This window comes from Paracoccus sp. AK26, assembly GCF_011801365.1.
GTDB lineage: Bacteria > Pseudomonadota > Alphaproteobacteria > Rhodobacterales > Rhodobacteraceae > Paracoccus > Paracoccus aerius.
Window position 1 is genome coordinate 2,661,481 of the sequence record NZ_CP041041.1, and the last position, 12,282, is coordinate 2,673,762.

General features: G+C 68.6%; 15 protein-coding genes. 10 read left to right on the top strand and 5 right to left on the bottom strand.

Features of this window, described 5'->3' with window-relative positions:
* The first annotated feature begins 4 nt into the window (after positions 1–4).
* Together FIU66_RS13275 and FIU66_RS13280 are read left to right on the top strand one after the other, a co-directional pair.
* Complete coding sequence (locus tag FIU66_RS13275; protein ID WP_167623208.1) at positions 5–1,042, top strand: glycosyltransferase family 4 protein; 1,038 nt, start codon at positions 5–7, stop codon at positions 1,040–1,042.
* Entirely contained in the window at positions 1,039–1,653 is a 615-nt protein-coding gene (locus FIU66_RS13280; RefSeq protein WP_167623209.1) for a glycosyltransferase family 29 protein, read from the top strand. Before FIU66_RS13275 ends, FIU66_RS13280 begins: the two co-directional genes overlap by 4 nt.
* Here the strand turns inward: FIU66_RS13280 and FIU66_RS13285 are convergent.
* Positions 1,650–2,117, bottom strand: coding sequence for a DUF6644 family protein (locus tag FIU66_RS13285; protein ID WP_240544698.1), 468 nt, complete (start codon positions 2,115–2,117; stop codon positions 1,650–1,652). The genes FIU66_RS13280 and FIU66_RS13285 overlap by 4 nt on opposite strands.
* A gap of 6 nt (positions 2,118–2,123) precedes the next feature.
* A complete protein-coding gene (locus FIU66_RS13290; protein WP_167623211.1) occupies positions 2,124–2,507 on the bottom strand; it encodes a DUF6152 family protein in 384 nt (127 codons plus the stop codon).
* Between the two features lie 166 nt (positions 2,508–2,673).
* On the opposite strand from FIU66_RS13290, the gene FIU66_RS13295 reads away from it, so the two are divergent.
* Together FIU66_RS13295 and FIU66_RS13300 are read left to right on the top strand one after the other, a co-directional pair.
* The gene (locus tag FIU66_RS13295; RefSeq protein WP_167623212.1) at positions 2,674–3,696 is read left to right on the top strand and encodes an aspartate-semialdehyde dehydrogenase; all 1,023 of its coding nucleotides are present in this window, start codon (positions 2,674–2,676) and stop codon (positions 3,694–3,696) included.
* 4 nt (positions 3,697–3,700) lie between these two features.
* Positions 3,701–4,300 carry a DedA family protein gene (locus FIU66_RS13300; RefSeq protein WP_167623213.1) on the top strand — a complete coding sequence of 200 codons (600 nt, stop codon included), beginning with the start codon at positions 3,701–3,703 and terminating at the stop codon, positions 4,298–4,300.
* A gap of 26 nt (positions 4,301–4,326) precedes the next feature.
* On the opposite strand, the gene FIU66_RS13305 is transcribed toward FIU66_RS13300, so the two are convergent.
* Positions 4,327–4,974: a carbonic anhydrase gene (locus tag FIU66_RS13305; protein ID WP_167623214.1), complete on the bottom strand. Its 648-nt coding sequence runs from the start codon at positions 4,972–4,974 to the stop codon at positions 4,327–4,329.
* A 141-nt stretch (positions 4,975–5,115) separates the two neighbouring features.
* On the opposite strand from FIU66_RS13305, the gene FIU66_RS13310 reads away from it, so the two are divergent.
* The 4 genes from FIU66_RS13310 (at position 5,116) to serB (ending at position 8,663) form a co-directional block, all read left to right on the top strand.
* Positions 5,116–5,493, top strand: a complete 378-nt coding sequence (locus tag FIU66_RS13310) for a hypothetical protein (RefSeq protein ID WP_167623215.1) — start codon at positions 5,116–5,118, stop codon at positions 5,491–5,493.
* Between the two features lie 61 nt (positions 5,494–5,554).
* Entirely contained in the window at positions 5,555–6,919 is a 1,365-nt protein-coding gene (locus FIU66_RS13315) for a M17 family metallopeptidase (RefSeq protein ID WP_167623216.1), read from the top strand.
* A complete protein-coding gene (locus FIU66_RS13320; protein WP_201281066.1) occupies positions 6,916–7,758 on the top strand; it encodes an NlpC/P60 family protein in 843 nt (280 codons plus the stop codon). Before FIU66_RS13315 ends, FIU66_RS13320 begins: the two co-directional genes overlap by 4 nt.
* 26 nt (positions 7,759–7,784) lie before the next feature.
* Complete coding sequence (gene serB / locus FIU66_RS13325; RefSeq protein ID WP_167623217.1) at positions 7,785–8,663, top strand: phosphoserine phosphatase SerB; 879 nt, start codon at positions 7,785–7,787, stop codon at positions 8,661–8,663.
* On the opposite strand, the gene FIU66_RS13330 is transcribed toward serB, so the two are convergent.
* Entirely contained in the window at positions 8,653–9,654 is a 1,002-nt protein-coding gene (locus FIU66_RS13330; RefSeq protein WP_167623218.1) for a nitronate monooxygenase family protein, read from the bottom strand. The two genes, serB and FIU66_RS13330, sit on opposite strands and share 11 nt — an antisense overlap.
* Before the next feature lie 99 nt (positions 9,655–9,753).
* Between FIU66_RS13330 and FIU66_RS13335 the strand changes: the two genes are divergently transcribed.
* A complete protein-coding gene (locus tag FIU66_RS13335) occupies positions 9,754–10,512 on the top strand; it encodes a TSUP family transporter (protein WP_167623219.1) in 759 nt (252 codons plus the stop codon).
* Here FIU66_RS13335 and FIU66_RS13340 read toward each other — a convergent pair.
* Positions 10,509–11,495, bottom strand: coding sequence for an asparaginase (locus tag FIU66_RS13340; protein ID WP_167623220.1), 987 nt, complete (start codon positions 11,493–11,495; stop codon positions 10,509–10,511). The genes FIU66_RS13335 and FIU66_RS13340 overlap by 4 nt on opposite strands.
* 155 nt (positions 11,496–11,650) lie before the next feature.
* On the opposite strand from FIU66_RS13340, the gene FIU66_RS13345 reads away from it, so the two are divergent.
* The gene (locus FIU66_RS13345) at positions 11,651–12,175 is read left to right on the top strand and encodes an invasion associated locus B family protein (protein ID WP_167623221.1); all 525 of its coding nucleotides are present in this window, start codon (positions 11,651–11,653) and stop codon (positions 12,173–12,175) included.
* The last annotated feature ends 107 nt before the right edge of the window (positions 12,176–12,282 follow it).

Below are 12,282 nucleotides of genomic sequence, written 5' to 3' on the forward strand. Positions count from 1 at the left end.
TCCGATGACGGACCCGCTGGTCGTCGCCCCCAACCTCAAGCGCCGCCTGTCGGGCGTCACCGCGACCGTGGTCCGGCTGATCCCGGTGCAGGCCCGCACCATCGCGATCCGCGCCACCGGCCCCGGCCTTCCGCCCGAGGTGCCGCACATCCCCCTGGCCCGCGCCGCACTGATGCCGCGCGACCGGTGGCGGGTCTGGCACGCGCGACGCAACACGGAAATGGCGCTTGGCCTGATCCTGCGCCACCTGCTGCGGCGCAAGTACCGGCTGCTGTTCACATCCGCCGCGCAGCGCCGCCATACGGGCTTCACCAAATGGCTGATCCGCCAACAGGACGCGCTTGTCGCGACATCGGACAAGGCGGCCAGCTATCTGGACCGGCCCGCGACGGTGGTGATGCACGGGGTGGATACCACGGTCTTCCAGCCACCCGCCGACAAGGCCGCGCTGCGGCGCGAACTGGGCCTTGACCCCGATGCCGTGCTGATCGGCTGCTTCGGCCGGGTGCGCGCGCAGAAGGGCGTGGATCTTCTGGTCCGCGCGGGGCTGCGGCTGCTGCCGGACCGCCCGCGCGTGAAGATCGTCTTCACCGGCCGCATCACGCCCGACAACCGCGCCTTCGCCGACGAATTGCTAAGTGAAATCCGCGCGGCGGGGCTGGAAGACCGCATCCGCTTCCTGGGCGAACTTCCCTGGGACCAGGTGGTGCGCCATTACCAGGCGCTCGACCTGTTCGCGGCCCCCGCCCGGTGGGAGGGCTTCGGCCTGACGCCGCTGGAGGCGATGGCCTGCGGCGTGCCCGCGGTCGCCGCCCGCGTCGGCGCCTACGAGACGCTGATCCGCGATGGGGTCACCGGCAGCCTGGTGCCGCCCGACGATCTGGATGCGCTGACCGAAGCCCTGCGGCTTTGGCTGGACGATGACGCGGTCCGCGCCGCCGCAGGACGCGCCGCCCGCGACCATGTCGCCACCAACCACGCGATAGAAGGCGAGGCCCGTGCCCTGGTGGCAATCTACAACGATTTGCTGGCCCGGCCATGAACAAGCTGTTCTTCTATTCCGCCCGCCTGATGCGCGATGAAACCGCGCTGCAATCCCTGTCGGTCCCGCAGGGCAACCTGCTGGCGGATCTGGAAGGAAAGCGGGTCGCGCTGATCGGCAATGCCCGGTCTCTGGCGCAAACCCGTCACGGCGCGGCCATCGATGCCGTGGATCTGGTGATCCGCATCAACCGTGCGCCGATGCCCAGCCCCGACAGCCACGGCACCCGCACCGACTGGCTGGCCCTGGCGGTCCGCCTGGCGGACGAGGATCGCACCCGGCTGAACCCCTCGCGCCTGTTGTGGATGTCGCCCAAGCGCAAGAGGCTGGGCTGGCAGGTCGCCAGCAGCCCCGGTTTCTATCTGCATCCCCTGCCCGACTATCACGCGCTGAAGGACAGGCTGGCCGCGCCGCCCACCACGGGGGCGATGCTGATCGACCTGCTGCTGCGGTCGTCGCTGGCAAGCCTGACCCTTTACGGCTTCGATTTCTTCGCCAGCCAAAGCCTGTCGGGCCGGCGCACCGCCGACCAGGTGCCCCACGACTTCGGCGCCGAAGCCGCCTGGGTCGCGGATCTGCGCCGCAGAGACGCCCGCCTGACGCTGGCCTAAAGAAACCCGATCCAGCGACCCGCCAGCAGCACCGACAGCCACAGAACCGCCGAGATCCCGGCCAGCACCCGCGTGGCCGTGTCAGCAACCCCGGTGACCACGACCCTTTGCCAGCCCAGCCGGTGCAGCAGGGCGACATTGCCAAGCGCCGCCACCAGCAGGACCAACTTCCAGCGGAAGGCGGCGTTGCCCAGGTATTCCGTCGCGCCGACCGACCACAGGCAGAACCCTGTCAGCATCGCCAGGCCAAGCCCCGCGCCCGCCATGCGCGACAGGAAGGGGCCGATCACGGCCAAGGACGGCCCGCGCAGCACGCCCAGCATCCGCAGGTCCAGCGGCAGGATCGCGCCCAGCAGCAGCCCGATCCCTAGGATATGTGTGGCGTTCAGGACCATGTAGACGGTGCCGGACCCGCGCAGCATCCGGGCCAGGCTTGACGCCTCGATCCAGGCCGCAAGCTCCATCACCCGTCAGTCAGACCGGATGCGTTCGGGATACATGTCATAGTTCCGGCCGTCGATGACGATGCGGACGGCCTTGATATGCGCCTCGGCCCGGTCGCGGTCGCGGTTGCCGATCACGGTGATCGCATCGCCGATCGCCGCGGTGTCCGGCCCGAAACCCGACCGCGTCGTCCGGCCCGGATTGCCCAGTTCCACGAACCAGACGGTGCCGTCGGCCGCCCTGACCCACAGGCTGGGATGGGGCGGAGCCATCGAGATCTCCTCGATCACCCCTTCCAGCCGCGATTGCTCGGGCTCGGCCCAGGACCAGCCGTGATGGGCCAGGGCGGGGTGCGCCGCAGGAACCATGACCGCAAGGGCCAGAAGCGCGGGGCGAAGGATGCTGAACATGGGCCGGCCTTTCCCGTTTGGTCGCCCAAGGATAGCGCGCCCTGCCCGGCCGGCGGATGACATTGGCGTGACCCCGGCGCCGGTCCGGCTGCCGGGCCTTTCCCCTTTCCTTGCACCCCCCCATGCGCTAAACGCAGCCGACCGCCAGAAAAGGAGTCCCAAGGAGATGGGCTACAAAGTCGTCGTCGCCGGCGCCACGGGGAATGTGGGCCGCGAAATGCTGAACATCCTCGAGGAACGCATGTTCCCGGTGGACGAGATTGCCGCACTGGCCTCGCGCCGGTCGCAGGGCACCGAAGTCAGCTTTGGCGACAAGACCATCAAGGTGAAGGACATCGAGCAGTTCGACTTCACCGGCTGGGACATCGCACTGTTCGCGATCGGATCGGACGCGACCAAGGTCCATGCCCCCCGTGCCGCCCAGGCCGGCTGCGTGGTGATCGACAACTCGTCGCTGTATCGCTATGACCCGCAGATCCCGCTGATCGTGCCCGAGGTGAACCCCGACGCGATCCACGACTACAAGAACAAGATGATCATCGCGAACCCCAACTGCTCGACCGCGCAGATGGTGGTGGCGCTGAAGCCGCTGCACGATCGCGCGCGCATCAAGCGTGTCGTCGTGTCCACCTACCAGTCCGTGTCCGGCGCCGGCAAGGAGGGCATGGACGAGCTGTGGGACCAGACCAAGGGCATGTATGTCCCGGGCCAGGAAGTCGCGGCCAAGAAGTTCCAGAAGCAGATCGCCTTCAACGTCATCCCGCAGATCGACGTCTTCCTGGACAGCGGCGACACCAAGGAAGAATGGAAGATGACGGCCGAGACGAAGAAGATCCTCGACCCGTCCATCAAGGTCACCGCGACCTGCGTGCGCGTCCCGGTCTTCGTCGGCCATTCTGAATCCATCAACGTCGAGTTCGAGGATTTCCTGGACGAGGACGAGGCCCGCGACATCCTGCGCGAGGCGCCGGGCATCCTGGTCGTCGACAAGCGCGAGCCGGGCGGCTACACGACGCCGGTCGAATGCGTGGGTGATTTCGCCACCTTCGTCAGCCGCATCCGGCAGGACGTGACGGTCGAAAACGGCCTGAACCTGTGGTGCGTCAGCGACAACCTGCGCAAGGGCGCGGCGCTGAACGCGGTGCAGATCGCCGAACTGCTGGGCAACCGCGTCCTGAAGAAGGGCTGACGCGGTGTTCGACTGGATCACCAGTTTCCTGGACAGCGGCGGGGCCCTGGCCATCGCCGCGCTGATGCTGCTGGAAAACGTCTTTCCGCCGATCCCGTCGGAACTGATCATGCCGCTGGCGGGCTTCAACGCCGCGCGCGGCGGCACGCCCTTGTGGCTGGCGATCCTGGCCGGCGGCCTGGGATCGCTGGCGGGCGCCTATTTCTGGTACCTGGCGGGCCGCGCCTTTGGCGCCCACCGGCTGCGCCGCCTGATCGCAAGCCACGGCCGCTGGCTGACCCTGACGCTGTCCGAATTCGAGGCGGCCGAGGGCTGGTTTCAGCGCCACGGGCGCGCGGTCGTCTTCTTCGGCCGCTTCGTCCCCACCGTGCGCACGCTGATCTCGATCCCCGCCGGGATCGAACGGATGCCGCAGGGCCAGTTCCTGCTGTTCACCGCGCTTGGCAGCTTCATCTGGTCGGGCGGGCTGGCGCTTGCGGGCTATCTGCTGGAAGACCAGTACGAAAACGTGGAACACTGGATCGACCCGCTGTCCACGGCGGTGGTGATCGGGATCATCGCGCTTTATCTGTGGCGCGTGATCCGCTGGAAGCCCGACGCCTGAAGGGCGCCGGGCGACCTTCTTCGCGATCAGACTTCCACCCAGTTGCGGCCGCCTTCGACGGCCTGGACCAGGGTGCCTTCGCTGATGTCGTGGACAAGCCCGTGAATCGACATCTGGCCGGATTCGACCGCCTGCTTCACGAAGGGGAAGGTCATCAGGTTCTCGATCGAGACCAGCACCGCCTCGCGTTCCAGGGCCGCGACCTGCTGGTCCTCGGGCAGGTCCTTCACGCGGTCATAGCCGGGGCGCAGCACATCCATCCAGCGGCCGACGAAGCTGGTCTTCTCCTCCAGCTCGGGGGCGCGGCCCGAACACATCGCGTGGCATCCCGCCACGCCACCGCAGCTGGTATGGCCCACCACGATCAGATGGGCGACCTTCAGCGCCGTCACCGCATATTCGACCGCAGCCGAGGTGCCGTGCTGCAACCCGTCGGGCGCATAGGGCGGCACCAGGTTGGCGATGTTGCGGTGGATGAAGAACTCGCCCGAATCCGCGCCGAAGATGCTGGTGACATGGACGCGGCTGTCGCAGCAGGAAATCACCATGGCCCGCGGCCTCTGGCCGTCGGTCGCCAAGCGGCGATACCAGGCGCTGTTTTCCGAATAGGACGTGGCCCGCCAGCCGTGAAAGCGGCCAACAAGATATTGCGGCAGAGGACGGATGTTGTGCATGTCTCACCCCTTTGATCCCGCGTTTGATAGGCGGAGATTGAGATAAATTCGAGAGGTTTCTTTCGGCGCCATCAAGGCTTTTTTCACGGCAAAAGGCCATCTTGCCGGGACTGGACGTGCAAGAAGGCAAGGGTAAGGCAGATGGCACAGATCATGGCGTTGGCCGTATCGGAACCGGTCCGGGTGGATTCCCGCCGGCTGGGCGACATCGTCACCGAATTGGGCGAAACCGCGGCGCAGAACGTCATCGGCCTGGCCCTGGAACAGTTGGCCACGGCACTGACCCTGGCCGACAACGCAATCCGCGCGAACAACCTGCCCGAGGCCGCGCGGCAATGCGACCTGCTTGCGCGGCTGGCCTGGCAGATCGGGCTTCTGTCGCTGGCCGGGGTGGCGATGGATCTGGGCTTCTGCGCCGAACGGGGCCAAGCCGTGCCGATCGGGGCGGTCCATGCGCGGCTGATGCGGGTGGGCAACCGCTCGCTGACGGCGATCTGGGACCGCAGCCAGTTGGCCTGAGGCCGGGGTTGCGGGTGGGCATCCAGCCTGTAATCTCGGCCCGACAGATCAAGGACAGGCCATGACACCCGATTTCGCGCCCGATTCACCCGATGCCCTGCCGCTCTGGGCGGTGTGGAAAGGCGATCCGCTGGCCGAACAAGCCGGCCCCTGGCCCGCGGCCAGCGGCTTTTCGGGCAAGCTGGGGGAAATCTGCCTGCTGCCCGATGCGTCGGGCGGGCTGTCCGGGGCGCTTCTGGGCTTGGGGGACCGGGCGCAGGCCAGCCGCCACCGCTTCGCGATGGCCCATGCGGCGGGCCTGCCCAAGGGCCTGTGGCGGCCATTCCTTCCGGACGACCTGGACCTGGACGAGGCCGCGCTCGCCCTGCTGCTGGGTCAGTACCGCTTCACCCGCTACAAGGGCACGCCCCATGACGGGGCGCGTTTCATCTGCCCCCAGGGCGCCGACGCGCATAGGATCGCGGCCCAGGCGGCGGGAGAGTTCCTGACCCGTGACCTGATCAACACCCCGGCCAATGACATGGGCCCCGACGCCCTGGAAGCCGCAGCCCGTGCCCTGGCAGGGGAAGCGGGCGCCAGCGTCGCCGTCACGACCGGCGGGGATCTGCTGGACGCGAACCTGCCGATGATCCATGCCGTGGGCCGGGCGGCGGAACAGGCCCCGCGCCTGATCGACATCCGGCTGGGCGATGCCGGGCCGCGGCTGACCATCGTCGGAAAGGGGGTCTGCTTCGACACGGGCGGGCTGGACATCAAGCCCTCGGCATCCATGCTGCTGATGAAGAAGGACATGGGCGGCGCGGCGACCGCGCTTGGCCTGCTGAAGATGCTGGCCCTGACTGGCGCAGCGGACCGGATGCGGATCCGCGTGCTGCTGCCGGTGGTCGAGAACAGCGTCGCGGGCAACGCCTTCCGACCGGGCGACGTGCTGACCAGCCGCAAGGGCCTGACGGTCGAGGTGAACAACACCGATGCCGAAGGCCGCCTGATCCTGGCCGATGCCCTGACCCTGGGGGCCGAGGAATCGCCCGACCTGATGATCTCGCTTGCGACGCTGACGGGGGCTGCGCGGGTGGCGCTTGGGCCCGATCTGCCGCCCTTCTATTGCGACGACGATGCGACGGCGGATGCCCTGTCCCGCGCCGCGATGGCCGCGCGCGATCCCCTGTGGCGGATGCCCTTCTGGGACGGCTACGAATCGCAGATCGAGCCGCCGATCGCGGATCTGGACAACGCCCCCTCGGGCGGGATGGCAGGGTCGATCACCGCCGCGCTGTTCCTGCGCCGCTTTGCCCAAGGCGCCGGGCGTTATGTCCACATGGACATCTACGGCTGGCAGCCGGTCCTGACCCCAGGCCGTCCCAAGGGGGGCCTGGGCCAGGGCGCGCGCGCGATCCTGGCCGCCCTGCCCCGGATCCTCGCATGACGCTGGACCGCCGCCTGACCCCTGCGACCGACCGCGTTGCGCTTGAATGCCTGGCGGGCGTGCTGGAACGTCCCGCCTACACGCCGGGCCATGCCGCGCGGCTGACCGTGCCGCTGGCCGACCTGATGACCGCCCCCGAGGGCCGCCGCGACCGGCAGGTCAATTTCGGCGCCGACGTGACTGTGATCGAGACCCGGGGCGACTGGTGCTTCGTGCAGGCAGCCCTTGACGGCTATTGCGGCTGGCTGCCCGCAGCGTCTCTGGGCCAGGGCCTGCCGCCGATCACCCACCGCGTCACCGCCCCCGCCACCCATGTCTATCCTGCACCGGACATGAAGCAGCGGGAACTGGCCAGCCTGTCCATCGGCGCGCGCCTGTCCGTGACGGGGGTCGAGGGGCGCTTTGCCCGCCTGGCCACCGGCGGCTTCGTCCCCGCCCAGCATGTGGGCGACGGACCCGCCACGGACCCGGTGCCCGTCGCCGAAAGCCTGCTGGGCACGCCCTATCTGTGGGGTGGCAACAGCCGCTGGGGGATCGATTGTTCGGGCCTCGTGCAGGCCGCGCTGACCGCCTGCGGCATCCCCTGCCCCGGCGACAGCGATCTGCAGCGCGATGCCTTCCCTGCGGCGGATGACATCCGGCGCGGCGACCTGCTGTTCTGGCCGGGCCATGTCGCGCTTGCGATGTCGCCCGACCGGATGATCCACGCGACGGCCTTCGCCATGGCGGTGATCGTGGAACCCATCGCCGACGCCATCGCCCGGATCGACGCGGGCGGCGACGGGCCCTTCCTGGGCATCCGCCGCCCGCCTCTGGCGCAGCCTGCCGCCTTGGCCTAGACCCCGCCGAAAAGGAGGCCCGGCCCATGTTCACCGTTTCGCTGATCGCATCGCCCCTGCGCGCCAACCTGGCCCGGGATGTGGCGCAAGCCCTGGCCGATCGCTGGGGTGGCGGGCCGCTGCGGTGGCTGAACCCCGGCGTCGCGGTCGAATTCGACGTCGAAGCCCGTCCAGCCGATACCGAAGCCGCCTGGGCTGCGCTTCAGCAGCAGACGCTGGATCTGGCGGTCCAGCCCGCGCAGGACCGCCGCAAGCGGATTCTGCTGGCGGACATGGATTCGACCATGATCGGCCAGGAATGCATCGATGAACTGGCCGACATGGCGGGCGTCGGTCCCCGCGTGGCCGATATCACCGCCCGCGCCATGAACGGCGAACTGGACTTCAACGGCGCCCTGACGGAACGCGTCTCGCTGCTGGCCGGGCTGAAGGACAGCGTGATCGCGGATGTGCTGGCGTCGCGCATCACCATGGCATCGGGCGGCGCTGAACTGGTGGCGACGATGCGGGCGAATGGCGGCTATGCCGCGCTTGTGTCGGGCGGCTTCACCGCCTTCACTGAAGCCGTGGCCGCCCGCCTGGGCTTCGACGAACACCGCGCCAATACCCTGCTGGCCGAAGGGGGCCTGCTGACCGGGCAGGTGGCGCTGCCGATCCTGGGTCGCGAGGCCAAGGTCGAGGCGCTGATCCAGATCGCCAAGGCACGCGGCCTGACGCCGTCGGATGTCATTGCCGTAGGCGACGGGGCCAACGACCTGGGGATGATCCAGATGGCCGGAACCGGCGTCGCGCTGCACGCCAAGCCCGCCGTCGCCGCGCAGGCGCCCATCCGCATCAACCACGGCGACCTGACCGCGCTTCTGTATCTTCAGGGCTATTCCGCCGCCGAATTCGTCACGGGCTGATCGCCAGAACCGTGTCCGCCGCAGGCCGCGCGACGCTGGCTGCGGCACCCGTCCCGGCCCAGAAGGCGCCGTATCCGTGATGCCCTTGTGCCGATGCGGCAGCGTGCAGCGCCTTGCCGATGTCATAGGCGACCGGATAATCTGCGGCCGCCGCATCCGCGATGGCCGTAAAATCGTTGACCAGGCACCGTGCAGGACGTCCCGAAATCGCGCGCGTCATCACGGTCCGGCCGCCCGACAGCGCGGCGCGATGCGCCGGGGGCGTCGCGGCCTCGGGCGCGCGCAGGAAGGCGGTGCCGCATTGCACGGCCGCCGCGCCCGCATCCATCGCCGCCCGCGCCGCGCCGCGGTCCATGATCCCCCCCGCCGCCACGACCGGAAGTCCCAGCGGCAGCAGCGCCCGCGCCAGGGCCAGATGATCCTGCCGTTCGTCCGGGCCATTCGGTTCGAAGATGCCCCGATGCCCGCCTGCCTCGAAGCCCTGCGCCACGATCACGTCGAAGCCCGCATCGACGATCGCCTTCCCCTCGGCCAGCGAGGTTGCCGTCGCCCAAAGCGCGCAGCCCGCAGCCTTTAGCGCCGCGATTTGGTCGGGGCCGGGCAGCCCGAAGTGACAGCCAACGATGGCAGGCCGTTCGGCCAGCAGGACCGACAGCATCGCGTCATTACCACGGAAGCTGGGGTAAATCTCGGCCAGTTCACGCGGCGGGCTGGCGCCGAACCGGGCGAATTCCGGTTCAAGGGTCTGGATCCAGGTCGCTTCGCGCGCAGCATCGCGGCGGGCAGGGGCATGGCAGAACAGGTTGACGCCAAAGTCCCTTTCCGTGCCCTGCCGAACGGCGCGGATTGCCTTGGCCGCGCCCACAGCATCCAGGGCACCCAAAGCCAGAAAGCCAAGCCCGCCCGCTTCGCAGACCGCCACCGCCATCTCCGGCGTCGAGGTTCCCGCCATGGGCGCCTGCACCACGCGATGCGTCAGGGTGTTTAACATCGGCCGCCTCCATCTTCTGTGCGCAAGTATCCCACAGGGGTCCGGGGGTGTGAAACCCCCAGCTTTACAAACGCCTGCCAAAGGCGCATGGCGCGGATCATGCTGGACCTTTCCCTTGAGCTTGTTGTTCTTCTGGCCGCCGCGGGCTTTGCGGCGGGCTTCATCGACTCCATCGCGGGCGGCGGCGGGCTGATCACCCTGCCCGCGCTGATGCTTGCCGGCATTCCGCCTGCACAGGCCCTGGCCACGAACAAGGTCCAGGGGGTCTTCGGGGCCGCCACGGCGGCGATCAGCTATGCCTCGCGCGGGCTGGTGGATCTGCGCAGCCAGTGGAAATCTGCATTGATCGCGGGGGCTGCCGGGGCAGCAGGGGCAGGCCTTGTCAGCTTTTTGCCGACCGACCAGTTGCGGCTGGTCCTGCCGGTGATCCTGATCGGCATCGCCGCCTTCTTCGCGCTGAAGCCGGGCCTGAACGACCTCGACCGCGTCCAGAGGGTCGCGCCCGCGGTTTTCGCGGCGACAGCCGTTCCGCTGGTCGGCTTCTATGACGGCGTCCTGGGGCCGGGTGCGGGATCGTTCTACATGATCGCCTTCGTGACCCTGGCGGGCTACGGCGTGCTGAAGGCCACCGCCCATACGAAGCTTCTGAACTTCGCCTCGAACCTGGGCGGACTGCTGGCCTTCGCGCTTGTGGGCCAGCCCCTTTGGGTGGTGGGGATCGTGATGGGCGCCGCGCAGATCGCCGGGGCGACGCTGGGGTCGCGGCTGGCCTCGCGGATCGGGGCGCGGCTGATCAAGCCGCTGCTGGTCGTCACCTCGACCGCGCTTGCGCTGCGGCTGATCTGGCAGATGATCTAGGCGGGAAAGCCGGGCGAGGTCCGCATCTCTCCGGTAACGATGCCGCGCCAGTTTCGGATCGGGTCCGTCAGGAAGCGGCCGACCGCGGGGTCGTTGTCGGCCAGCACGCCCAGATGGACCAGCAGCGCGGTGATCGCGGCCTCGGCGGCGCGGGTGCCGCCGTCACGGATCTTCAGCGCGACGCCCAGGCCCTGGTCGGGAAGGATGGCGACAAAGACCGCCTCGGCCCCGGTCTTGGCGGCGACGCGGCCGCCCATGGCGCGCATCAGGATCGTGCAGGCCCGCCCTTCGCCCGCGACCATCTCGGGTTGGGTGCGCATGGCATCCACCAGCCGCCGCATCGCCTGGCCGCGCCGATCCTGGCCCGGATCGGCAAAGGCCGCCATCGCCCGGCCAAGCCCCGCCAGCGAACAGGACCAGTTCGGGGCCGAGCAGCCGTCGATGCCGTAGCCGGGGCTGACTTCACCCGTGACTTCCTCGAAGGCGGCCTTCACGGCGGTCTGGACCGGATGGTCCGGCTCCACGTATTCCGGCCCGCCCTGCAGATGCCGGTTCAGCGTCAGGAAGCCAGCGTGCTTGCCCGAGCAGTTGTTGTGCAACTGGCAGGGGCTTTCGTCGCCGCAGGTCAGGCGGCGGTTTTCATCCGTGTCGCGGGGCATGTGGCATCCGCAGCGCAGGTCAGGCTCGCCCAGATCCAGCCCGCGCAGCCACTGGTCCACCGCATCGACATGGATCCGCGCGCCGCTGTGGCTGGCGCAGGCAAGGGCAAGCTGGCGGTCGGTCAGGCCCGCCGCGTCGGCCGCGCCGCTTTCGATCAAGGGCAGCGCCTGGATCATCTTGCAGGACGATCGCGGAAAGACGATCCGGTCGGGCCTGCCCCAGGCTTCGACCACGCCCTTGGTGTCGCAGATCACCGCATCGCCGCGGTGCAGGCTTTCGCGCTGACCGCCGCGCCACAGTTCGATCAACTCGGCTGAACGCATCGCCTGTCCTTCCCCTGACAATTGCGCGATTTCCTGCCTTGCGCTCTTTCTCGCGCAATGATTTTGGCTATCCTGACCGCAGAAGGTTGAAAAGACCACAGCAATCGGGAACAACGCCCGCAGATGAGGCGAAACCCATGGCAGGAGGCCAGAGCATGACCAACACCACGCTGCGCGGCATGACCGCCGCCCTTGTCCTGATGGCCGGACTGGGGACAGCAGTGGCGCAGGAATCCACGAACGTCGTCGCGACCGAAGGCGACTGGACCGTCTTTGCCGCCGAAAATCCCAAGGAGTGCTGGGCCGTGTCGCCGCCCAAGGCCACGCAGAACACCGACGCCAATGGCGCCCCGCGCGAGGTGACGCGCGGCGACATCCGCCTGTATGTGGCCTATCGCCCCGGCCAGAACGGCGAGGTCAGCTTCAGCGGCGGCTATCCCTTCGCCCCTGACAGCACGGTCGAGGTCGATATCGGCGGCAACAAGTTCAACCTGTTCACCGAGGGCGAAAGCGCCTGGACCGGCAGCGCATCCGATGACGAACGCCTGATCACGGCCCTGCGCGGCGGATCGAATGCGGTCATTACCGGGCGGTCGTCGCGCGGCACCGTGACCAAGGATACGTTCAGCCTGGCGGGCATCACCGCGGCCACCAATACGGCCCGGTCGCGCTGCCAGTAAGGCATGGGGGCGCTGCCCCCGTCCCTTCGCTGGGCTTCGCCCGTTCGTCCCTGAAAAAAGGTCCACTGGACCTTTTTCCTGGTGCTCCTCACCCCGGGATATTTGAA